At 66.9% G+C, this 23,266-nt stretch carries 18 protein-coding genes; 9 read left to right on the top strand and 9 right to left on the bottom strand.

The annotated features are described in order from the left end of the window. Nucleotides 1-129 precede the first annotated feature (129 nt). The 7 genes from ACWD5D_RS20755 to eccCa form a co-directional block, all read right to left on the bottom strand. Nucleotides 130-798, bottom strand: coding sequence for a hypothetical protein (locus ACWD5D_RS20755; protein WP_451374196.1), 669 nt, complete (start codon nucleotides 796-798; stop codon nucleotides 130-132). Between the two features lie 12 nt (nucleotides 799-810). Then, on the bottom strand, nucleotides 811-3,072 hold the full coding sequence (locus tag ACWD5D_RS20750) for a DUF6571 family protein (protein ID WP_451374195.1): 2,262 nt from the start codon (nucleotides 3,070-3,072) through the stop codon (nucleotides 811-813). Nucleotides 3,073-3,082: 10 nt separating this feature from the next. After that, nucleotides 3,083-3,514 carry a hypothetical protein gene (locus ACWD5D_RS20745; protein WP_451374194.1) on the bottom strand — a complete coding sequence of 144 codons (432 nt, stop codon included), beginning with the start codon at nucleotides 3,512-3,514 and terminating at the stop codon, nucleotides 3,083-3,085. Between the two features lie 51 nt (nucleotides 3,515-3,565). Then, nucleotides 3,566-4,975: a type VII secretion-associated serine protease mycosin gene (gene mycP, locus ACWD5D_RS20740; protein ID WP_451374193.1), complete on the bottom strand. Its 1,410-nt coding sequence runs from the start codon at nucleotides 4,973-4,975 to the stop codon at nucleotides 3,566-3,568. Between the two features lie 72 nt (nucleotides 4,976-5,047). Continuing rightward, complete coding sequence (locus tag ACWD5D_RS20735; protein ID WP_451374192.1) at nucleotides 5,048-6,484, bottom strand: WXG100 family type VII secretion target; 1,437 nt, start codon at nucleotides 6,482-6,484, stop codon at nucleotides 5,048-5,050. Nucleotides 6,485-6,540: 56 nt separating this feature from the next. Further along, entirely contained in the window at nucleotides 6,541-7,044 is a 504-nt protein-coding gene (locus tag ACWD5D_RS20730) for a hypothetical protein (protein ID WP_451374191.1), read from the bottom strand. A 69-nt stretch (nucleotides 7,045-7,113) separates the two neighbouring features. Next, a complete protein-coding gene (eccCa, locus tag ACWD5D_RS20725; protein ID WP_451374190.1) occupies nucleotides 7,114-11,076 on the bottom strand; it encodes a type VII secretion protein EccCa in 3,963 nt (1,320 codons plus the stop codon). A 162-nt stretch (nucleotides 11,077-11,238) separates the two neighbouring features. Here eccCa and eccD point away from each other — a divergent pair, with 162 nt between their 5' ends. From eccD to ACWD5D_RS20695, 6 genes are all read left to right on the top strand, one after another. Next, nucleotides 11,239-12,702 (top strand): type VII secretion integral membrane protein EccD, encoded by a 1,464-nt coding sequence (gene eccD, locus ACWD5D_RS20720; protein ID WP_451374189.1) that lies wholly within the window; start codon nucleotides 11,239-11,241, stop codon nucleotides 12,700-12,702. A gap of 184 nt (nucleotides 12,703-12,886) precedes the next feature. Continuing rightward, complete coding sequence (gene rpsO, locus ACWD5D_RS20715) at nucleotides 12,887-13,174, top strand: 30S ribosomal protein S15 (protein WP_005479656.1); 288 nt, start codon at nucleotides 12,887-12,889, stop codon at nucleotides 13,172-13,174. Nucleotides 13,175-13,471: 297 nt separating this feature from the next. Further along, a complete protein-coding gene (locus ACWD5D_RS20710) occupies nucleotides 13,472-15,691 on the top strand; it encodes a polyribonucleotide nucleotidyltransferase (RefSeq protein ID WP_451374188.1) in 2,220 nt (739 codons plus the stop codon). After that, nucleotides 15,688-17,067: a M16 family metallopeptidase gene (locus ACWD5D_RS20705; RefSeq protein ID WP_451374187.1), complete on the top strand. Its 1,380-nt coding sequence runs from the start codon at nucleotides 15,688-15,690 to the stop codon at nucleotides 17,065-17,067. The genes ACWD5D_RS20710 and ACWD5D_RS20705 overlap by 4 nt, the downstream gene beginning before the upstream one ends. 27 nt (nucleotides 17,068-17,094) lie before the next feature. Continuing rightward, on the top strand, nucleotides 17,095-17,847 hold the full coding sequence (gene dapB, locus ACWD5D_RS20700) for a 4-hydroxy-tetrahydrodipicolinate reductase (RefSeq protein ID WP_451374186.1): 753 nt from the start codon (nucleotides 17,095-17,097) through the stop codon (nucleotides 17,845-17,847). Between the two features lie 13 nt (nucleotides 17,848-17,860). Then, the gene (locus tag ACWD5D_RS20695) at nucleotides 17,861-18,313 is read left to right on the top strand and encodes a hypothetical protein (RefSeq protein WP_451374185.1); all 453 of its coding nucleotides are present in this window, start codon (nucleotides 17,861-17,863) and stop codon (nucleotides 18,311-18,313) included. Between the two features lie 69 nt (nucleotides 18,314-18,382). Here the strand turns inward: ACWD5D_RS20695 and ACWD5D_RS20690 are convergent, their stop codons facing one another. Further along, entirely contained in the window at nucleotides 18,383-18,937 is a 555-nt protein-coding gene (locus tag ACWD5D_RS20690) for a hypothetical protein (RefSeq protein WP_451374184.1), read from the bottom strand. 90 nt (nucleotides 18,938-19,027) lie between these two features. After that, nucleotides 19,028-19,288, bottom strand: coding sequence for a hypothetical protein (locus tag ACWD5D_RS20685; RefSeq protein ID WP_451374183.1), 261 nt, complete (start codon nucleotides 19,286-19,288; stop codon nucleotides 19,028-19,030). A 184-nt stretch (nucleotides 19,289-19,472) separates the two neighbouring features. Here ACWD5D_RS20685 and thyX point away from each other — a divergent pair, with 184 nt between their 5' ends. The 3 genes from thyX to ACWD5D_RS20670 all read left to right on the top strand — a co-directional run bounded on the left by thyX (nucleotide 19,473) and on the right by ACWD5D_RS20670 (nucleotide 23,167). Next, nucleotides 19,473-20,216 carry an FAD-dependent thymidylate synthase gene (thyX, locus tag ACWD5D_RS20680; protein WP_451374182.1) on the top strand — a complete coding sequence of 248 codons (744 nt, stop codon included), beginning with the start codon at nucleotides 19,473-19,475 and terminating at the stop codon, nucleotides 20,214-20,216. A 211-nt stretch (nucleotides 20,217-20,427) separates the two neighbouring features. Beyond that, the gene (gene dapA / locus ACWD5D_RS20675) at nucleotides 20,428-21,327 is read left to right on the top strand and encodes a 4-hydroxy-tetrahydrodipicolinate synthase (protein ID WP_451374181.1); all 900 of its coding nucleotides are present in this window, start codon (nucleotides 20,428-20,430) and stop codon (nucleotides 21,325-21,327) included. 154 nt (nucleotides 21,328-21,481) lie between these two features. After that, the gene (locus ACWD5D_RS20670) at nucleotides 21,482-23,167 is read left to right on the top strand and encodes a ribonuclease J (protein ID WP_451374180.1); all 1,686 of its coding nucleotides are present in this window, start codon (nucleotides 21,482-21,484) and stop codon (nucleotides 23,165-23,167) included. The last annotated feature ends 99 nt before the right edge of the window (nucleotides 23,168-23,266 follow it).

Here is a 23,266-nt window from a genome sequence, read left to right as displayed (position 1 = left end):
CGGCTTCAGGATTTCAAAAACGCAACGCCGTGAAGCGCCAGTAGAGCTTGCGCTGATTGGCGAGGCCAAGAATCACAAGGAGGGTGGTGAGGAGGAAGGGCAGGGTATTCGATTGTGAATCGGAGGCCATTAGGCCTTGGCTGGCATCTTGAACTCGCTCAGGAGTCCTCCGTTGTTTTCGCATCTCAGCGCCCTGGCCAGAGCAAGGCTGGCAGAGTGCATGACGATAAGGTTGTTTTTTTGCGCTTCGAAAGATGAGCCTTCGGGCTCGTAGCGGTTGTTCGTCTCACCGCGAAGCACGAACGTCTCTCTGCTGCCGTCGGACTCGAACTTCACACTGGAACATTTCATATAAATGACTGCTCGCTGTGTGCTGGTCAGTGCCAGTGCGCCCAGGCGATACGGAGTGAATGTTGAGGCTACCTTGTCACTCTGTGGAACTTCGCCTGAGAAGGCGAAGGAGATCGTTATGTCGCTGAGGTCTTTCTTGGAGCTATAGATCCAGCAGAGCCCAGCCTCTTTTCCCCCGCTGATTCCATGAGTGCGGTATTCGGAAACGATATCCTTTGCTGTGCTGGCAGCGCCGCCATCACCAGTTGAAGTAATAAAGGACTCTGACCCAAGCAGTTTCCTCGTGGCGCTTATGGCCGAACTATTCAAGGAGCCGTCGCAGTTGATGTCGGCCGTCCGGTTGGACTCTGTATCTTTCTCACTATTGCCAGACTGGCAAGCGGAGGCTCCAGCAATGGTGAGGAAGCAAAGGGCCAGGATGCCTGCTGTCGTACGCACACGGGTCATTTCGCCTCCTTGTCAGCCGCCTGCTTGAGGGCGAACCCCCTGTTGGCTCTCACGGTCGGTGCCCTTACCATATCCGGCGATCATGTCGGTCTCTAGGGTTTGGGCAAAATTACTGTCGTCTGGATTAATGTGATGACGATTCAGGAATTCATTCATCGGATAGCCTGCATTGAACTCACCGGTCTTGAAGATTTCGTTTCGCTGCTTTTGAGTGTCGTCTCCACTGTCCTTCTGATCAGACTCGGCCCAGTCTCCGACCGCATCCCCCATTGCCTGTTCCAAGAGTGCCTGCCCCTGCTCCATGCCGAGCGGGATCAGGGTGCCGGCCACACCTGCTGCAGCCACCGGAGGGAGGAAGGCTGCACCTGCAGCAATGCTGACCCCGGCACCGAACTCGATCCAGGATGCTCGCTTCTCCAATGCATCGTTGTACTCCTTGTCCTTCGCCACACCTGCGGCCTGGACCTGGTCAGCCCGGGCTTGGTCGAGCATGCCCTGGACTTCCGCGCCGGTTCGCAGTGCCTCACGGACGCGGGGCTCATGGATGTGGCCATTGGCGTCGACCTGAGCCTCCATTCCCGCCGATGTGTAGATCCGTTCGGCGTTTGCAACCTCGGAGTACGCATCCGGGTGCTGGCCGAGCGCGCTGAGGAACTTCCTCGCACCGTCCATCCCGAACTCTGCGTGCCCATGTGCCCCGTGACCAGGAGCAAACATGCTGTCCGTCCGGTTCTCGTTCAGGGCCCAGTTGACGTCGTCGATGTAACCTGCGGTCATTCGACCGAGACTCCCCGACAGGGCTTCTTCCTTCTTCAGGTGCGTGGGATCGCCGTACGCTTCAACTACCTTCTCCATCACCTTGGCACTTTCGTCAGTGCGAACGAGTTGAGGCGTCGGGTCGTCGTAAGCATGGCCCAAGGTCGCGGATTCCAACGCGTGCCCCAGGCTCTCGTAGCCGTACTTGTCGGTCAGGCCGTCAAGTGTGTTGTCCTTTACCCAGTCGCGATCATGGGTGAAGTACTTGAACGCGTCGACGTCTTTGTGGTCATGAGTATTGTCGGGGGTGAGGTCGAGCTTACTGTTGAAGAATTCGGTGGACGCCTTGGGGTTGTGTCCGAGTGCCTCCATAAATCCGGTCATCGGATCCTCTCCGACACCCTTTCCGTCCCAGTTGAGCTTCGGAATCATCCCCATAACAGGTGTATGCCAGGCTTGGTCTGGTTTCAGCTTTCCCTCATGAGTCAAGCGGCGTTCCGTGGCAAAGACAGCATTTCCATAATCGTGCAGGAACTTCGAGTCATATGAGCCATCACGCATGAGGTTGCTCATGATCTGGAATCCGTACGCAGATGTTCCGCGCGAGCGCACATAGTCGTCGCCGGACTTGATCATGTCTGCCTTCCACTTGGCCATGTCCGGGCTGTCGGAGTGTGACGCACTCGCTAGCGTGAGGCTCCAGTTCTTTTGGAGTTCTGCGATTTGCTTCGGGTGGTCCATGGCCAATCGCGATGCGTCGCTCGGGTCGCCCATATCTGCCCAGTAGGCGAGGGTGCCTTTTGTTCCGACCTCGAGTGCGAAACGCTCCGCGAAGTACGGATCGCTGTCGTTGTCCGTGAGGTACTTGTTTAGGCGGGCGATTTCATCGGACGTGGCGCTGTCACCCTTCGCGACAATTTTCGCAGCCGCTCGAGCATCCTCGGCATCTTGCAGCCTGCCAGCCTGCTTAAGCGAGTCATAGTCGGTGCCTGAGAAGTTATTTTCGTCCTTTCCGACCAGTTTTCGCAGCGCCCGGGAGGCGATTTCGTCAGCATGGCTCGCCTTGTCGAGCGCAGCCTTTATGTCGGCGTTTACTTTGTCGAAGTCAGCTTGCTTGGGCTCCGGACCGTGGTAGTTCTTGCCGCGTCGGTCTGGGTGTACTAGATAGCTCACGGCTCCGTTGAGGTCGACGCGGATGCCTCTGGATGGGGCATCATTGATCACGTCCTTCAACTGTTTTTTCGCAGCCTTGAACTCGGCCAGAGCATCGCGAAGGATGTTTCGAATGCTCTCGGCTTCTTTGGTGGCGTCCCCGAACTCCTTAGCTGTCTTTTTGACGAACGGTAGGGTGATACCGGCGTTCTCGCCCTTCCAGTCTGCCTTCTCAGCCTTCCGTTGCATGCCGTTCTCAGCCTTTTCTTGCAGGCTGGACAGTTTCTTGACTGTCTCTGACCAGTCATCGACGGCATCTTGCAAGCCCTTAAAGCGGGCATGGATGAGATGGTCAAACGTCACCACGATGAATGCCTCACTTGAAGTGCTTGTCGATGTCTTCGACGGAGAGATTGGTCACGAGGACTTCTTCATGGTTCTCGTGTGTGATGACGGTGTCCTCAAGGTGGTTGTGGATGTGCGCACATGCACTCAGCAGTGCTTCCGCTTGTGAGCGCCATGTGTCCCATGCGGAGCACAGTGCTGGGCCAGTCGTGAAGCCGTCATTGGTCAGATCAGTCGACGCGGTTCCTGTTTGGGCACCGGCGTGAAACGCGTCAGTCTCCAGCCGGTGATACAGCTCCTGGGCCTCGTTGCCCACGGCTTTCAGCTCCGACGACGTCACGGTGTAGTCGGAATCGCTTCCTCCTCCGCCCCCGCTGGCCACGAGATGATTGAGTTGCATGCTGCTCTGCTGGCGGGTAGCGGCCGTGCTGCGGGCCTGCCCCCACATTTCATCGAACGACATGTCTGTCCTCTTGACTGTCACCGGCAACTGATGGAGTACGTCCTCGCAGGCTCACGGGTTCTGTTCCGGATGGGGCTGCGCTCCCTCGGCTGGAGCTGTGCTAGTGACGCGGCCTTGGGGTGGTCCGGAGCGCGGGAACTGCTGCGGATGCCCGTATGGCGCGTACGTGGGCGGCATCGGTGGAATGGTCGGCATCGGCGCAGGAGCCGAACGGCGACGGGCTCGGAGCACGGAGAACGTGATCGCGGTTCCGAGGAGGGCTACGCCTGCGACGCTGAGCCCGATCCACAGTGGGGTGCTGTCTCCGTTACTCTCCTTCGATGCGGCGGCTCCTGGTTTGTTATCGGCTTTGCCGGCACTTGTCGAGCCGGTGGATGCGGACGCCCCGGGAGACGGAGGCTCGGAGGCTGCAGCAGCCAGGTCGGGGAGTGGGTATTCGTCGGCGGGGCCAGGGCCGCCCGGGTTTTCCAGAGCGACACGGGGCCGAACGCCGCCGTAGCCCACGTAGTCGCTGTGTTTTTCGCCCCCCGATGGCTTGCTGGCCGTGTTCAACATGACTCGGAGGACTTGGTTGTTGGTCCAATCGGGGTGCTTGGCCCAGAGGAGAGCTGCCGAGGCAGAGGCGATGGCCGCGGCGTCGCTGGTCCCTCTCGACTTGCAGACCTCGGATCCCCCGGGGCAGGCGTGCACCATGTCCGATCCAGGTGCCACCAGGTCGACCTGGTCACCGGTTTCCGAGAACGGAAGAACCTTGGCGTTCTTGTCTGCTGCACCAACACCCACCACGCCGGGTGTGGCAGCCGGGTACATCAGGGAGTTGTCCTTGTCCCCGTTGTTGCCAACGCCGGCGAACAGCAGCTTTCCCTTGGAAAGGGCGTACTTCACGGATTCCGCCAGTTCGGGGGTTCCGACGTTGTGCGTTCCCGGTGCGTCGGAGCTGGCCAGGGACATATTGATGATCTGGGCACGACTGTCTGCCGCGTAGCGAATGGCTTGGCTCAGAACGCGGGAGAATTCGGCCTTGCTGTCGAGCTGACCGTAGTCCTCCGTGGCGTAACGCATGCGAATGGGGAGGATTTTGGCACCCGGGGCGAGGCCGTAGGAGCCGTTCAGTGAACCGCGTGCCCCGGTAGCCGCTATGAGCGCGGCAATTCCCGTTCCGTGGCCGTCGAGATCAGTGTGTTCATCGCCGCGCTGACTGGAGTAGTCCTTGCCGTTCAGAACCTGGCCCTTGAGATCGGCCACAGAGTCGTCGACCCCGGAGTCGATGACCGCCACCGTGATGCCACGACCCGTGCTGGACTTCCACATCTCCGGGGCGTGCATGGCATCGAGGTGCCATTGACGTTCCCGGACGGAATCCGCGTGGGCGGGCGCGGCACCCACGCCCACAAGCAGTAGGCCGAGAACAGCCGACAATGTTGGCAGGGGCCGTAGCCTTCGCTTCCTGCTGGTACGCATATGCCTTCCTGGATGTGGGGTTGGCCAGACTCAGTCGACGACCGGAGGAAGCGACCGACGGTCGTCACGCGTTCACGTCTCCTCGCCCTCGACGAGGTCGTACGGCCGCTGGCCCCGCTGTTGGTCCTTGCGTGAGTCCGAAGGCTGCCCCGGGTTCGCCGTCGTACCCGTACGGCCGACCACTGCGCGGCTGCCTTCGGCCGTATTGGGCGCAGGGCGAACGAGACCCGAGCCTCCTGGCGTGAACGGACGTGCGCGGCCACGGCCCTGCTGCATCGGCCTGCTGCCGACGACCCCGCCTGTCTCGGATGTCAGACGACGGCCGCTGGCCGGACCCTTGGTGTAGCTGGCGCCACCTTCGACAGGAGCCCCTGTCGTGACCCCACGCGCCATGCCCGTACGGCCCTGGGTGCTTTCATTGCCGATGACCGTTCCGCGCGGAATGCCGTTCTGAGGCCGGCCGGGGACGGATGTCACGGGTCGCCCGCCCGTGATGCCCGTCTCGCGGGGGAGACGGGGCGCCTGCCCGGTCGTAATGCCCCTAGGTGCGGTCATCTGCGGAACCTGGGGCTGGGTGGGGAACCGTGGTCTGGAGGTCGCACTGGGACCGCGGTCACCGCCGGTGAAGATGGGCGGCACGGAGGTTGGCTGACCTTGCACCGGTACATCCTGGTGCGGGACGACTGTAGGCGGTGTGCGAGTTGGCGTCGTGCTCTCAGGGAGCGTGTCCACCCCGTCAAGATCAAGAGACGCGGGCTGTGAAGGATGCACGTGCCGGTTCGTCACATCTGGCGTGACTCGCTCAGTGGCAACTTGGCGAACCACGTGAGGGGTGCCGTGCTGTGCAGTGGCGCCTCCGCTGGGGCCAAGGTCGGTCCTGGAGGTTGCCACGTACCCGCCAGAGCCCGCCGGGACGTACTGGGAGCTTCCGACCCAATCTCTGGAATCCATATGCTTCGCCGGCGGCGAGAACGTAGGCGGCGTCACACTGCTCACCTGCTGTGCCGAGTATTCGTACGTCTGCGCCAGCTTCCGCATCTGCTGGATCGCCTCGCCCCGTGCCGCGTCCATCCGCTGCTGCGCTGTCGCGGCGTCCGTCCTCGCTGTCCGGGCCAACTGTTGTGCGTCGGGGTCGTTGTGGGCACCCGGCTGCTTGGTCGCCGCGATCGTGTCGTGGGCGTTAATGAGGTCCTTCTCGGCCTGGGTCGTCTCGGAGACATCCGGCATCGCTGCCTTGGCCTCGGCGATGCCCTGGGACACCGTGCCCATCCAGCGGGACGCCACTGCGGCATACTCACCCAGGCGCAGAGTGGCGCTGGCTGTCTGCCCACCCCAGTCACGGAAGGCGTCACCGCCCTCGCCCTGCCACTCCAGGCCCTTCACGTGCTTCATGAGGTCGTCGCCGATCTTGGTGATCGTAGACGCAGCTTTGGAGAGCTTGGAGGAGAGGTGCGACGCCCCCGCCGTGCTTGCGGTATCGAGCATTGCTGCCAGCTGCTCGTGCGTCATGGACTCGAAGTCCGTGCGGGCGAGCTGTGGCTCTCGCCTCTTGGGTTGCTCGCCCACTACCACTGCTCCTTCGTTCCCTCGGAGCCGGAAGTGGTCGACTTGTCCGGCTGCAACGCATACGGATCCCGATCAACGTCGTAATACTTCTCCGACTCCGCGTTGACCGCCCTCATCCGCGCCTTGATGTCATCGTCGAGGTTCTGGTAGCCCACCCGCGACGCGTGCACAGCCAGCCCCATCCCCTCGATCTGGGCGCTCAGCGCTTTCGAGAGGTTCTCCAACTCGTCGTGGACGATGGTGTACGAGTCGTAGAGGAACTGTGCTTCCTTGAAGTCGGAGGAGCCCAGCTGGGTGCGTGGGAGGCGGTCGTCGCCCACCTTGCCCGGGGCGGCCTCCGACTTCTCCAGGTCGAGGAGTAGTTCGTCGACGCGCTTCTTGAACTTCTTCATGGCGCTGTGCTGGATGTCCAGCGCCATTTGAGGGTTCACGCCGGACAGGCTGTCGAAGGACTTGCCCGTGTCCGGAGCGCTCCTCGACCCGTCGCCCCCGCTCGAACTCACCTCGGTCGCCTCCCCGCTTTCCCCGTACGCTCCGCTCGGTCGAACGGAATAAACACTTGGTCAATCACTCTAATGCCGTTGCGGAAGCAACCCCAGTTGAATGAGTGACGTCCCCCGCTTGCGGGAAACGAACACGCCACGGCCCGGCGGCATCGGACGGGCTCGGACGGTGCCCATGATGTCGCCCTCGCTCGGGTCACCCGAAAGGATCACTCCCTGCGCTCCCAGCTCCTTCGCCCGCTGCATGAAGGACTCGTACATGGCTCGGGAGGCGCCCGCCGCGCTGCGGGCGACGATGAACTTGACGCCGACGTCCCGGGCGTAGGGGAGGTGCTCCACCAGCTGGCTCAGCGGGTTGCCCGAGTTGGTCGCCACCAGTTCGTAGTCGTCGATGATGACGAACAGCTGGGGGCCGGTCCACCAGCTCCGATCGCGAAGCTGCTGGGGTGTGATGTCAGGCTTCGGTGCCCGCATCTCCATGAACTGGCGGATCGCGTCCATGTGGACCTGCATCGCCGACGCCATGGGCGCGTATTCGAGCAGGTGTGCCTCCGAGACCGCCTCGAGCATCGAGCGCCGGTAGTCGCCGACGACGATCCGGGCCTCGGCGGGCGTGTAGCGCTCGGCGATCTGCTTGGCGATAAGCCGTAGCAGGTTGGTCTTGCCCGACTCGCTCTCACCGAAGACAAGGAGGAACGGGTCGGTGTCGAGGTCGATGAAGACGGGCTCCAGGTTCGCCTCGTCGATACCGATCGCGATCCCGTGCTGCGGGAACTCGAAGCCCTTGGGGAGCTGGTCCGCCGGCAGCTTGCGGGGCAGCAGGCGCACCGCGGGCGCGGCCGGCCCGTGCCAGGCGGCCTTCACCGCTTGCACGAACTGCGCCGTCGCGTCGGCGAGGTCGTCGTGCGACGAGGAGGAGTCGACGCGCGGCAGCGCCGTCATGAAGTGGAGCTTTTCCGGGACCTGCCCGCGGCCGGGCACGCCGGCCGGCACGTTCATGGCGACCTTGCGGTCGAACTCGGAATCCATCACGTCACCCAGACGCAGCTCCAGCCGGCCCAGAACCTGGTCCTTGAGGGCTGCGCGGACCTCCATGTAGCGCGACGCCGAGACGACGACGTGGACGCCGTAGCCGAGACCCCGGCCGGCGATGTCGTTGACGACGCCCTCGAGGCCCTCGTAGTCCGTCTTGAAATTGCCCCAGCCGTCGATGACCAGGAAGACGTCGCCCCACAGCTCGCCCGGCAACTCGCCGGCCGCGCGGCGACGGCGGTACGTCGCGACGGAGTCGATGTTGTTCGTGCGGAAGAACTGCTCGCGGCGGTTCAGGATGCCCGCCACCTCCGCGACCGTGCGGCGGACTCGCTCGGGGTCCAGCCGGGAGGCGACGCCGCCCACGTGCGGGAGGTCCGCCAGGGCGGCCATGCCGCCGCCACCGAAGTCCAGGCAGTAGAACTGCACCTCGTGTGGGGTGTGAGTGAGTGCGAAGGAAGAGACCAGGGTGCGCAGGAACGTCGATTTTCCGGACTGCGGGCCACCCACGATCATCATGTGACCCGCCGCGCCCGAGAAGTCCCGGTAGAGCAACTCGCGCTTCTGCTCGAACGGCTTGTCTATCAGGCCGAGCGGGACGGTCAGTCCGCCCAGGCGCGTGTACTCCGGCGCGTGGAGGCCGCGCTCGGGGGTGGTCGCCAGCGCGGGCAGCAGCTGGTCCAGCGTCGGTGCCTCGTCCAGCGGAGGCAGCCATACCTGGTGGGCCGGAACACCCTGGCCCTCTAGCCGCTGCACGACCACGTCCAGCACGGTGTCGGCCAGTGCGTCGTCCTCCGCGCGCACCGCCTGGGTCTGCAGCTGTGCCGGGTCGGGCGCCGCATAGGTCATCGGTACGGGCGAGGCCGTGAAGTACGCGGGCCGGCGGTCGATGGGCAGACTTCCCTGCGTGACCTGAGTGCCACCCGTGCGGTACGTCCCCGATACGTACGCTGCCTTGAAGCGCACCATTTCTTCCGTACCGAACTTCAGGTACCCGGAGCCCGGGACGGAAGGAAGGTGATACGCGTCCGGAACACCCAGGGCCGCCCGGGACTCCGCCGCGGAGAAGGTCCGCAGGCCGATTCGGTACGACAAGTAGGTGTCGAGGCCGCGCAACCGGCCCTCCTCCAGGCGCTGCGAGGCGAGCAGTAGATGCACACCCAGGGATCGACCGATTCGCCCGATCTGGATGAACATGTCGATGAAGTCGGGCTTGGCTGTCAGGAGTTCGCTGAACTCGTCGATCACCAGAACGAGCGATGCCAGCGGCTCCAAGGGGGCGCCGGCGGCGCGTGCCTTCTCGTAATCGTGGATGTTGGCGTAATTGCCCGCCGCGCGAAGCAGCTCCTGACGCCGTTGCAGCTCGCCCCGGATCGCGTCTCCCATGCGGTCGACCAGGGTGAGGTCGTCGGAGAGGTTGGTGATGACGGCGGCCACGTGCGGCATTTGCGACATGCCTGCGAACGTCGCGCCGCCCTTGAAGTCGGCGAGGACGAAATTCAGGGTCTCCGAGGAGTGGGTGACCGCAAGGCCCAGTACCAGGGTGCGCAGCAACTCCGACTTGCCGGAGCCGGTCGCGCCCACGCACAGGCCGTGTGGTCCCATGCCGTCCTGCGCGGCCTCCTTGAGGTCGAGCATGACGGGCTGGCCGTCCTCGCCGACGCCGATCGGCACGCGCAGCCGCTCCGGCATGGAGCGCGGCCGCCAGGTGCGCCTGACATCCACGGAGGCAGCGTCGCCGAGGTTCAGCAGATCGGTGAAGTCCAGGTTCGCGAGCAGTGGTTCGTCATCGTCCCCACCGCCCATGCGCAAAGGGGCGAGCTGGCGGGCCAGCGCCTCCGCGGCGGGCAGCGACAGTCCGTCGGGCACACCCTCGAAGGCGACACCTCCACCGGAATCCAGCCATAGCCTGTCCGGGCGCACGACGATCGACAGGTCGCCTCGGGGTCGGTCGAGCTCGCCGGAGACGACCTCCACGATCGTCACACCCTGCAAGCCCTCCGGCGCCGCGAACGCGGACGTGGGCGGCACGACGCCGCCGTCCACGATCACGAGAACGTGCGGCTGGTCCAGCAGCGGATGTCCGCTTCGGCTGAACCGGGGTCGGCCATCCAGGCGGGCCGCGAGCAACTGCTCCAGTTCGCCCAGGTCGTCGCCGAACAGGCGACGGGTGCCGGCTCCGTCGAACTGCCCCGTCAACTGGCAGTGCGGGAGCCACTTCGTCCAGTCCCAGCGGGCTGCCGTGCCCCTCGAGGCCACCACGGCCACGATCAAGTCGTCGGGGGAGTGCAGGGTGGTCGTCTGGGACACGAGCGCACGTGCCGCGGACTGGGCGCACTCGGGATCACCGGAGACCGTGAGGTGGTAGAAGGCCCGCAGCGACAGTGCCACCGGCAGGCCGTCCAGCTGGCCGTGCACCGCGAGGAAGCGCTGCATGGCGCCCGCGCACAACGGTTCGAGCTCATCCACCGGCGCGGTCTGCGGCGCCATCAGGGGGGTGGCCAATTGCTGCGGCCCCAGGCCGATTCGTGCCTGTCCGAAGTCTTCGTCCCCGATGCGCCTTTCCCATACCCGGCTGCCTTCGGCCACCAGCGACCACAGCTGGTCCGGTGCCGGGTGCAGGTACAACTGTGCGTCGCGCTGGCGCAGTGCGGTCTTGCGGACCGTGCGGCGCGTCTGGGCCAGGTACCGGAGGTAGTCCCTGCGGACATCGGCCATTTGCCCTTGCGTACCGCGGCGATAGCGGACGATCTGTGAGACCACCATCGCCGCTGTCGACACGAGCATCACCACACCCATGATCCGCATGAACGGATGGGCGTTGGGGGAGGCAAAGTAGAACACCACGGAAGAGCCCATACCGAGGGTGGGCAGGACCTGCATCAGCATGCCCTCCTGCTGCCCGCGCGGCAGCTCGGGAGGAGCTTCCAATTGCACCTCATCCGAGGGCACTTCGGGCGGCAGTGCGCGTGGCGGGCGCTTGATGGCGATCTGGCTCACCGGAGCGTCAATCCTCCTGTAGGGACGATCGGTTGATCACCGGCACCCCCGTGGCGACGGCTGTCCTCCGCTTGTTGCGCGATCCTACTGGTCACCACCGACACGGCCTCCCGGTAGGGTGACGCCCGAGCGTGCGCATCCGCGAACAGGGGGTCTGTGAAGGTGAGTACGACAGCGGCGACGGGATTCTGCAGAGTCACGGTCGTGGCACCCGACAGCCGCATCGATGTGGCGCTCCCGGTGGACATCGCCGTGGCGGACATCTACCCGGAGATCCTGCGCCTGACAGGCCAGACCCAGGCCGTCGGCGCTCCGGCCGGATACCACCTCGTGCGTCGTGACGGCCGGGTTCTCGACAGCGCCAGGACCCTCGCCGACGAACGGGTCCTCGACGGCGAGGTCCTTAGCCTGCGCCCCTTCGCCGAGTCCCTTCCCCCCACGGTCTACGACGACGTCTCCGACGCCGTCGCCTCCGCCGTCGTACGCGACCGACACCTCTGGAGCGACGATCTGCTGCGCGTCGCGGGCCTGGCCGGTGGCGCCCTGCTCCTGCTGCTCTCCGGCTTCGTCCTCTGGTCTGCCGATCCCGTCCGTCACGACATGCACGGGCTGCCCGGAATCATCGCCGCCGGTCTTGGCGTGCTGCTCACCGCATTCGCCGGCGTTCGCGCACGCGTGTACGGCGACCGGCTTGCTGCCATCGCGTTGGGGCTCGGCGCGCTGCCTCTGCTGATGATCGCGGGCTCAGGGGTCATCAGCCCGTCGGCAGGACAGGGGCCGGGGAAACTCCAGTTCATGCTCGGCTGTGTGGCGGTTCTGCTGGCGTCGGTCGCCCTTGTGGTGCTCACGCCCGGCGGAGACGCGCCCTTCGTGGCGGCCTCTTTCCTGTCCACGGCCGGAACCCTGGCCGCCTTCGCGGCTCTCCTCACCGACGCCTCCGCCACCGGCGCCGCGTCGGTGTGCGCCCCGGTGGCGATCGGCTTGGTCGCCTTTCTGCCCGGGCTCTCCGCCCGCTTCGCCCGGCTGCCCATCGGCTATGCCTCTCCCCGCGCAGCCACGGATGACGACTCCGACCCCACTCAGGGGGCGGACGCCGAGCCGCTGGACGTCGAGCGGATCGCCGCGCAGGCGCGGCGGGGCCACGAGATGCTGCTGGGCCTGGTCGGCGGCACTTCGGCGCTGGTGGTCGCGTCTGCCGCCGTACTCGGTTTCTCCGCCAATACCTGGGGGCAGCTGCTCGCTCTGGCCGCGGGCCTGGCCATGCTCATCCGCGCGCGCCTGTTCCGCTACACCTCCCAGGTGACCTGCGTCCTGGTCGCCGGTCTCGCGGCGATCGCGCTGCTTTTGGTGGGCCTCGCCCTGAACCCACCCGCCGGCGCCCTCACCGAATTCGTCCTCCACCACGACCGCGGCGCCCTCGACCTGCGCACCGCTTGGCTCACGGCGGCCGTCGCCGCCGGAGCCGCACTGATCACGGCGATCGGTCTGATCATCCCGAGCAAGGGCCTGTCCCCTTTCTGGGGTCGCTTCCTCGACCTCGCCGAGGGCACGGTCCTGCTCTCCCTGGCCCCGCTCTGCCTCGCGGTGCTGGGCGTGCTGACGGACGTGCGCTCGATGGTCGGCTAGGAGGCCCGGGACGGTGCGGTCCTGGGCCCTGGTACCCTGAGTGACGGCCGTACCCGCACGCACCCCCGGAGCCCACCGGCCCGGCGGCCGCGTGCAGACGGATCCCGCCTCCCGAGTAACGGAAGCTTTCCCGAGATGAAGACCGGGAGCACTCGGTGGCACTCACAGACTATGAGGAGTACGCGTGTCGCTCGACGCCGCTACGAAGAAGCAGATCATCACCGAGTTCGGTACCAAGGAGGGCGACACCGGCTCCCCCGAGGTCCAGGTCGCCATGCTCTCGCGTCGGATCTCCGACCTGACGGAGCACCTCAAGACCCACAAGCACGACCACCACTCCCGCCGTGGTCTGCTGATCCTGGTCGGTCAGCGCCGTCGCCTGCTGCAGTACCTGGCGAAGAAGGACATCCAGCGCTTCCGTGCGCTGGTCGACCGCCTCGGCATCCGCCGCGGTGCGGCGGGCGCCAAGTAAGACGCCATGGAGGGAGCGGTTCCCGTGACGGATCGGGAGCCGCTCCCTTTGCTGTATGTGCGGAAACGTGCGGAGTGTCACTCACGCTTTGTAGTGTGGTAGCAGAACGCATTAGCACGACACAGAACGAGGAGGAGGAGCGCGCCTAGCCGCCGCCGGTCCTCGGTAGTGGCCCCCGGGGGAAAGCGAGCCCCGGGTGCTTCGATCGAAGACCGGCCCGCACCGCCCGGCGCGCTGCTCCGCAACCGTCCCCCTGCCACACGGGCGAGGAGGGACGAAGACGAGGAGAAAACGCTAGTGGAGAACGAGACCCACTACGCCGAGGCCGTTATCGACAACGGAGCTTTCGGCACCCGCACCATCCGCTTCGAGACGGGCCGCCTGGCCAAGCAGGCCGCCGGCTCCGCCGTGGCGTACCTGGACGACGACACCATGGTGCTGTCGGCCACCACCGCATCCAAGAACCCCAAGGACCAGCTCGACTTCTTCCCCCTGACGGTGGACGTCGAGGAGCGGATGTACTCCGCCGGCAAGATTCCCGGCAGCTTCTTCCGCCGTGAGGGCCGTCCCTCCGAGGACGCGATCCTCACCTGCCGTCTGATCGACCGCCCGCTGCGCCCGTCCTTCAAGAAGGGCCTGCGCAACGAGATCCAGGTCGTCGCCACGATCATGGCCCTCAACCCCGACCACCTGTACGACGTCGTCGCGATCAACGCCGCGTCCGCGTCCACCCAGCTGGCCGGCCTGCCCTTCTCCGGCCCGATCGGAGGCGTCCGCGTCGCGCTGATCCGCGGCCAGTGGGTCGCCTTCCCGACGCACTCCGAGCTCGAGGACGCCGTCTTCGACATGGTGGTCGCCGGTCGCGTCCTGGAGGACGGCGACGTCGCGATCATGATGGTCGAGGCCGAGGCCACCGACCACACGATCAAGCTGGTCGAGGGCGGCGCCGAGGCGCCGACCGAGGAGGTCGTCGCCGCCGGTCTGGAGGCAGCCAAGCCCTTCATCAAGGTCCTGTGCCGCGCCCAGGCCGACCTCGCGTCCAAGGCCGCGAAGCCGACCGGCGAGTTCCCGATCTTCCTGGACTTCCAGGACGACGTCTTCGAGGCACTGACGGCCGCCGTCAAGCCCGAGCTGGCCCAGGCGCTCACCATCGCCGGCAAGCAGGAGCGCGAGAGCGAGCTCGACCGCGTCAAGGCGCTCGCCGCCGAGAAGCTCCTGCCGGAGTTCGAGGGCCGCGAGAAGGAGATCTCCGCCGCGTACCGCGCGCTGACCAAGCAGCTGGTCCGCGAGCGCGTGATCAAGGAGAAGAAGCGCATCGACGGCCGTGGTGTCACCGACATCCGGACGCTCGCCGCCGAGGTCGAGGCCATCCCGCGCGTGCACGGTTCCGCGCTGTTCGAGCGTGGCGAGACCCAGATCCTGGGCGTCACCACCCTGAACATGCTCCGTATGGAGCAGCAGCTGGACACCCTCTCTCCGGTGACCCGCAAGCGCTACATGCACAACTACAACTTCCCGCCGTACTCCACCGGTGAGACGGGCCGCGTCGGCTCCCCGAAGCGCCGCGAGATCGGCCACGGCGCCCTCGCCGAGCGCGCCCTCGTGCCGGTGCTGCCGACGCGCGAGGAGTTCCCGTACGCGATCCGCCAGGTGTCCGAGGCTCTCGGCTCCAACGGCTCGACGTCCATGGGTTCGGTCTGCGCCTCCACCATGTCGCTGCTGAACGCCGGTGTGCCGCTGAAGGCCCCGGTCGCCGGTATCGCCATGGGCCTGATCTCCCAGGAGATCGACGGCGAGACGCACTACGTCACCCTCACCGACATCCTCGGTGCGGAGGACGCCTTCGGTGACATGGACTTCAAGGTCGCCGGCACCAAGGAGTTCGTGACCGCTCTCCAGCTCGACACCAAGCTGGACGGCATCCCGGCCTCCGTCCTGGCCGCGGCCCTCAAGCAGGCCCGCGACGCCCGTCTCCACATCCTCGACGTGATGATGGAGGCCATCGACCGGCCCGACGAGATGTCCCCGCACGCCCCGCGGATCATCACCGTCAAGATCCCGGTCGACAAGATCGGTGAGGTCATCGGCCCGAAGGGCAAGATGATCAACCAGATCCAGGAGGACACCGGCGCCGAGATCACGATCGAGGACGACGGCACGATCTACATCGGTGCCGCCGACGGCCCCTCCGCCGAGGCCGCCCGCGCCACGATCAACGGCATCGCCAACCCGACGATGCCCGAGGTCGGCGAGCGCTACCTCGGTACGGTGGTCAAGACGACCACCTTCGGTGCGTTCGTCTCCCTGCTGCCCGGCAAGGACGGTCTGCTGCACATCTCGCAGATCCGCAAGCTGGCCGGCGGCAAGCGCGTGGAGAACGTCGAGGACGTCCTCGGTGTGGGCCAGAAGGTCCAGGTCGAGATCGCCGAGATCGACTCCCGCGGCAAGCTCTCCCTCATCCCCGTGATCGAGGGCGAGGACGGCGACGAGACGAAGAAGGACGACGCCGACCAGTGACGTCCCGCAGCTCGCAGGCGACGGCCCGCACCTCTTCGGAGGCGCGGGCCGTCGCCCGTACCCAAACCCTCATCAAGGGGCAGAACGGCATCGGCACGGTCCGTAAGACCACCCTCCCGGGTGGCCTGCGCATCGTCACCGAGACCCTGCCCTCCGTGCGCTCGGCCACCTTCGGCATCTGGGCGCACGTCGGCTCCCGCGACGAGACGCCGTCCCTGAACGGCGCCACGCACTACCTGGAGCACCTGCTCTTCAAGGGCACCGACCGCAGGTCCGCGCTGGACATCTCCGCCGCCATCGACGCCGTCGGCGGCGAGATGAACGCGTTCACCGCCAAGGAGTACACGTGCTACTACGCGCGCGTGCTCGACACCGACCTGCCGCTCGCCATCGACGTCGTCTGCGACATGCTCACGGGCTCGCTGATCCTCGAAGACGACGTCAATGTCGAGCGCGGCGCGATCCTCGAGGAGATCGCGATGACCGAGGACGACCCGGGCGACTGTGTGCACGACCTGTTCGCGCACACCATGTTCGGCGACAACCCGCTCGGCCGTCCGGTCCTCGGTACCGTCGACACGGTCAACGCCCTCACCGCCGACCGCATCCGCCGCTTCTACAAGAAGCACTACGACCCGACCCACCTCGTGGTCGCCTGCGCCGGCAACATCGACCACAACAAGGTCGTACGACAGGTGCGCGCGGCTTTCGAGAAGGCGGGCGCCTTCAAGGACCTCGACGCACGTCCCATCGCCCCGCGCGACGGCAGCCGTACGATACGCACGTCCGGCCGCGTCGAGCTGACGGGCCGAAAGACCGAGCAGGCCCACGTCGTGCTCGGCATGCCGGGCCTCGCCCGCACCGACGAGCGCCGCTGGGCCATGGGTGTTCTGAACACGGCCCTGGGCGGCGGCATGTCGTCCAAGCTGTTCCAGGAGGTCCGCGAGAAGCGCGGCCTGTGCTACAGCGTGTACTCGTACACCTCCGGTTTCGCCGACTGCGGCCTGTTCGGCGTGTACGCCGGCTGCCGGCCGAGCCAGGTGCACGACGTGCTGAAGATCTGCCGCGACGAACTCGACCAGGTGGCCGAGAACGGCCTCTCCGACGACGAGATCAACCGCGCCATAGGCCAGCTCCAGGGCTCCACCGTCCTCGGCCTCGAGGACACGGGCGCGCTGATGAACCGTATCGGCAAGAGCGAGCTGTGCTGGGGCGAGCAGATGTCCGTCGACGACATGCTGGCCCGGATAGCCGCGGTGACCCCGGACGAGGTCCGGTCGGTCGCCCGCGACATCCTGGGACAGCGCCCCTCCCTGTCCGTCATCGGCCCGCTGAAGGACAAGCAGGCCGCACGGCTGCACGACGCCGTCGCCTAACACCCGTCTTCGGTAAGGAAGCAAGAGATGAGCAAGCTGCGCGTGGCGGTCCTCGGTGCCAAGGGTCGCATCGGGTCCGAGGCGGTACGGGCGGTCGAGGCCGCCGAGGACATGGAGCTGGTCGCCGCCCTCGGGCGCGGCGACAGGCTGGAGACGCTGGCGGAGACCGGCGCCCAGGTCGTCGTCGAGCTGACCACCCCCGCGTCCGTCATGGGCAACCTCGACTTCTGCGTGCGCCACGGCATCCACGCCGTCGTCGGTACGACGGGCTGGACCGAGGACCGCCTCGCGCAGCTGACGGGCTGGCTCGCCCAGTTCCCCGAGACGGGTGTGCTCATCGCCCCGAACTTCTCCATCGGGGCCGTCCTGACCATGAAGTTCGCGCAGATCGCCGCGCCGTACTTCGAGTCGGTCGAGGTCGTCGAACTGCACCACCCGAACAAGGTGGACGCCCCCTCCGGCACCGCCACCCGCACGGCCCAGCTCATCGCCGAGGCCCGCCGGGCCGCCGGCACCGCCCCGGCGCCGGACGCCACCGTCACCGCCCTGGACGGCGCGCGCGGCGCGGACGTCGACGGGGTCCCGGTGCACGCCGTACGGCTGCGCGGCCTGCTGGCCCACCAGGAGGTGCTGCTCGGCGGCGAGGGCGAGACCCTCACCATCCGCCACGACTCCCTGCACCACAGCAGCTTCATGCCGGGCATCCTGCTCGGCGTGCGCCGCGTGGTGTCCACCCCGGGCCTGACGTTCGGCCTGGAAAACTTCCTCGACCTGGGCTGAATCCGGACACCTCATGCGCGCGAAGATCACCTACCTCGTCACGGCCGCCGTCCTGCTCTTCTACTTCCTGCTGGTCGGCAGCCGTGGCGTGATGCTCATCCAGTCCGGCACGCTGCTCACCGTCACCTTCGGCGTGGCGGTGCTCATCCTGCCGGTCATCGGCCTGTGGTTCCTGTGGAAGAACACCCAGTTCGTCCGCAAGGCCAACCAGCTCGCCGCCGAACTCGACGCGGAGGGCGGACTGCCCGTCGACGAGCTGCGGCGCACCGCCGGCGGCCGGATCGAGCGTGACTCGGCCGACGAGGTGTTCGCCAAGCGCAAGGCCGAGACGGAGGCGGCCCCGGACGACTGGCGCAGCTGGTTCCGGCTGGCCGTCGCCTACCACGACGCCCGCGACACCCCGCGCGCCCGCAAGGCCATGCAGCGCGCCATCGCCCTGCACGACGGCCGGCCCGTCCAGGCCTGACCCGGACGACACGACGCAGGGGCCGACCCGCACCGAGCGGATCGGCCCCTGCGTCATGGCCTGTCGGGGTCAGGGGCGCACGTACTCCGCGGCCCACGCCTCCACGGTGTCCGCCGCCCGGTCGAAGGCCGAGGGGCGGTTCAGGAAGTCCAGTGTGTGCGTGGTGAGCAGCGGCTCGGTGTCCTCGACGGCCCGGTCCTTGCGGACGAGCGTGAGGGCCTGTCCCTGCACGGTGCGGGGCAGGCCGAGCCAGCGCACCGGCTGCTGTGCCGTGCGCACCGCGACCACGCGCCTCCAGGGCACCGTGCGCGTCACCAGCAAGGACACGTGACGCAGCCCGCGCGCGCTCACCCACACGCCCATGCGCAGCACCCGCAGCGCGGACGCGATGACCGCCAGCGCGAGCGCGAGCACCACGGCGGCGGAGGACGCCGATCCGGTCAGGGCGATGAGGACCGCCGCGAACAGCACGAACGAGGACAGCAGCAGCCCGAGCGCGGCCCCGCCCACGCGCCACGGGCCGGGGCGGTAGGGGCGCCGCCAGCGGTCTCGGTCGTCGTACGGCAGCGAGCTGTCGGTTGCCGCGTCGAAGGTGCGGTCGGCCGTCAGGAAGGGCAGGGGCACGGCTGGTCCTCACTCGGTCCTCGCGTGGGCTGTGCCCGGTGAGGCTATCCGGCCGGGTTGCCACTCACCACCCTTGGGCGTCCGTAAGGGTCAGTGCCCCTGGGAGGCCTGGGACTGCTGGGCGGGCGTGTTCGACGGCGTGGACAGGGCGGGCGCACCGATGATCACCGCGCCCACGAGCCCGGCCACGATGGTGAGCCCCAGCAGCCACTGCCCGGCTATTCGTCCGGCGGACGCACGCCGGCGGGGCGGGGGAGCGACATCGCTGCGGAACCTGTCCGACTCGGCCAGGAAGGCGAACGGCAGGGGCTCCCCGGGGGCACCTCCGGGCGGCAGCTGGGGGAGGAACATGGAACGTACGCCTCCACTCGGGGTCGTCTCGGGGGGTCGAATGTGCGGTCCTCACCGATACAGACGCTCGAGTGACGCAAAAGGTGCCCATGTCCGAAAAAATCCACGGCAGGGGTGTGGTCCGGGTCTGTCGTTCGGGACTGTCAGACGTCCCCCGTACAGTGGGCGCGAACCTCAAGAAGTGATGGGAAGGACCCTCGTGACCACCCCCGAGTCGCTCACCCTGCGCAGTGACGTCACCGTCGAGCTCGTGAAGTCCAGCGCTTCGGATGCCGACGTCCTCTTCGCCGCCCGTGTCTCCACGCTCGGCGAGCAGTCCCTGGACGAGCAGAAGAAGGACCCCGAGCGCTCGAAGGGCCTGATCAACTTTCTGATGCGCGACCGGCACGGCAGCCCGTTCGAGCACAACTCGATGACCTTCTTCGTCAGCGCCCCGATCTTCGTCTTCCGCGAGTTCATGCGGCACCGCGTGGGCTGGTCGTACAACGAGGAGTCGGGCCGCTACCGGGAGCTGGAGCCGGTCTTCTACGTCCCCGACACCTCCCGCAAGCTCGTCCAGGAGGGGCGCCCGGGCAAGTACGTCTTCGTCGAGGGCACCCCGGCCCAGCACGAGGCGGTGAGCAGCACCCTGGCCGAGAGCTACGAGCAGGCGTACGCCGCCTACCAGAAGCTGCTCGCCGAGGGCGTGGCCCGTGAGGTCGCCCGCTCGGTGCTCCCCGTCGGCCTCTTCTCCTCGATGTACGCCACCTGCAACGCACGTTCGCTGATGCACTTCCTCGGTCTGCGCACCCAGCACGAGCTGGCCAAGGTGCCGTCCTTCCCGCAGCGGGAGATCGAGATGGTCGGCGAGAAGATGGAGCAGGAGTGGGCCCGGCTCATGCCGCTCACCTACGCCGCCTTCAATGCGAACGGCCGTGTGGCCCCGTAACGAAGCCCTGTTCCCCCTCGCGGAACGGATGTACGGATCAGCCGCCCGAAGTGTCCGTATTGCGGCATTTAGAGAAGTTCATCTAGCCTGATCAAACGGACCCGGCACTGCTTGAACCCCCGAGCAGGCAGTGCCGGGCTCCATATTTGTCCTGACTTTCCCGGCACCCCAAGGGCAGACCCCGGATTGAGCACCGAGTAGCGTGTTACCCATGGCTCCGACCTCGACTCCGCAGACCCCCTTCGGGCGGGTCCTCACCGCCATGGTCACGCCCTTCACGGCGGACGGCGCACTCGACCTCGACGGCGCGCAGCGGCTCGCCGCTCACCTGGTGGACGCAGGCAACGACGGCCTGATCGTCAACGGCACCACCGGCGAGTCCCCGACCACCAGCGACGCGGAGAAATCGGACCTCGTACGAGCCGTCCTGGAGGCCGTCGGCGACCGCGCCCACATCGTGGCCGGCGTCGGCACCAACGACACGCACCACAGCATCGAGCTGGCCCGCGAGGCCGAGCGTGTCGGCGCCCACGGCCTCCTGGTCGTGACGCCGTACTACAACAAGCCCCCGCAGGAGGGCCTGTACCGGCATTTCACGGCCGTCGCCGACACCACCGGCCTGCCGGTCATGCTCTACGACATCCCGGGCCGCAGCGGTGTCCCGATCAGCACCGAGACCCTCGTCCGGCTCGCCGAGCACCCCCGGATCGTCGCCAACAAGGACGCCAAGGGCGACCTCGGCCGCGCCAGCTGGGCCATCGCCCGGTCCGGTCTCGCCTGGTACTCGGGCGACGACATGCTCAACCTGCCGCTCCTGTCCGTGGGCGCGGTCGGCTTCGTCTCGGTCGTCGGCCACCTCGTCACCCCGGACCTGCGCGCCCTCGTCGACGCGTACACCTCGGGCGACGTCGTCAAGGCCACCGAGATCCACCAGAAGCTCCTCCCGGTCTACACCGGCATGTTCCGCACCCAGGGCGTCATGACCACCAAGGCCGCGCTCGCCCTCCAGGGCCTGCCCGCCGGACCGCTGCGTGCCCCCATGGTCGAGTGCTCGCCCGAGGAGATCGCCCAGCTCAAGATCGATCTTGCTGCTGGCGGGGTACAGCTCTGACAACAGACTTGGCACCACCCGAACTTCACAACTGAATCGACAACCGCATACGTGGGCCACCGGTGCCCGCATCCACCACGACAACTGCTTCTGCACGAACGTCATGCGCGCCACGTGCCCACCGGTACGTGGCGCGTGTGGTGAGGAGAGTCTTTTGAGTCATCCGCATCCTGAACTCGGCCCGCCCCCGCCGCTCCCCAAGGGCGGCCTGCGAGTCACCCCGCTCGGCGGCCTCGGCGAGATCGGCCGGAACATGACGGTCTTCGAATACGACGGCCGCCTGCTGATCGTCGACTGCGGAGTACTCTTCCCCGAGGAGGAGCAGCCCGGAATCGACCTGATCCTGCCGGACTTCTCGTCCATCCGGGACCGCCTCGACGACATCGAGGGCATCGTCCTCACGCACGGCCACGAGGACCACATCGGCGCTGTCCCGTTCCTGCTCCGCGAGAAGCCGGACATCCCGCTGATCGGCTCCAAGCTGACCCTCGCGCTCATCGAGGCCAAGCTCCAGGAGCACCGGATCCGCCCCTACACCCTTGAGGTGGCGGCCGGCGACCGCGAGCGCATCGGTCCCTTCGACTGCGAGTTCGTCGCCGTCAACCACTCCATCCCGGACGCCCTGGCGGTCGCCATCCGCACCCCCGCCGGCATGGTGGTGCACACCGGCGACTTCAAGATGGACCAGCTCCCGCTGGACAACCGCCTCACCGACCTGCACGCGTTCGCCCGGCTGTCCGAGGAGGGAATCGACCTCCTCCTCACCGACTCCACGAACGCCGAGGTGCCCGGCTTCACCCCGCACGAGCGCGACATCTCCAACGTGCTGCGCCAGGTCTTCGCCGGCGCCAGCAAGCGGATCATCGTCGCGAGCTTCGCCAGCCACGTCCACCGCATCCAGCAGATCCTGGACACGGCGAAGGAGTACGGCCGCAAGGTCGCCTTCGTCGGCCGCTCCATGGTCCGCAACATGGGCATCGCGCGGGACCTCGGCTACCTGAAGGTCCCGCCGGGCCTGGTGGTCGACGTCAAGACCCTGGACGACCTCCCGGACAACGAGGTGGTCCTGGTCTGTACGGGCTCCCAGGGCGAGCCCATGGCGGCCCTGTCCCGCATGGCCAACCGCGACCACCAGATCCGGATCGTGGAGGGCGACACGGTCATCCTGGCCTCGTCCCTCATCCCCGGGAACGAGAACGCGGTCTACCGCGTGATCAACGGCCTGACCCGCTGGGGCGCCAACGTCGTCCACAAGGGCAACGCCAAGGTCCATGTCTCCGGCCACGCGTCCGCGGGCGAGCTGCTGTACTTCTACAACATCTGCCGCCCGAAGAACCTGATGCCGGTCCACGGCGAATGGCGCCATCTGCGCGCCAACGCCGAGCTGGGCGCGATGACAGGTGTTCCGCACGACCGGATCGTCATCGCCGAGGACGGCGTGGTCGTCGACCTCGTCGAGGGCAAGGCGAAGATCACCGGAAAGGTCCAGGCCGGTTACGTGTACGTCGACGGACTCTCCGTCGGCGACGTCGGTGAGCCGGCCCTCAAGGACCGGAAGATCCTCGGCGACGAGGGCATCATCTCGGTCTTCGTGGTGGTGGACTCCTCCACCGGCAAGATCACCGGTGGCCCGCATGTGCAGGCCCGAGGTTCCGGCATCGACGACTCGGCCTTCGCGGACGTCCTCCCGAAGATCACCGAGGTCCTGGAGCGTTCCGCCCAGGACGGCGTCGTGGAGCCGCATCAGCTCCAGCAGCTCATCCGCCGCACGCTCGGCAAGTGGGTCTCCGACACCTACCGCCGGCGCCCGATGATCCTCCCGGTCGTCGTCGAGGTCTGACCGTCCTGGTCCGACCTCCGGTGCGCTGACCAGCAGTGGGGCCCCTCGACGCATGTCGAGGGGGGCCCCGGAGGCGGGCGGGGGGAAAAAAGAGTGGAG

This window comes from Streptomyces sp. NPDC002520 (assembly GCF_053595235.1).
Note: the sequence above shows the minus strand (reverse complement) of the source record. Positions and strands in the feature narration are given on the sequence as shown.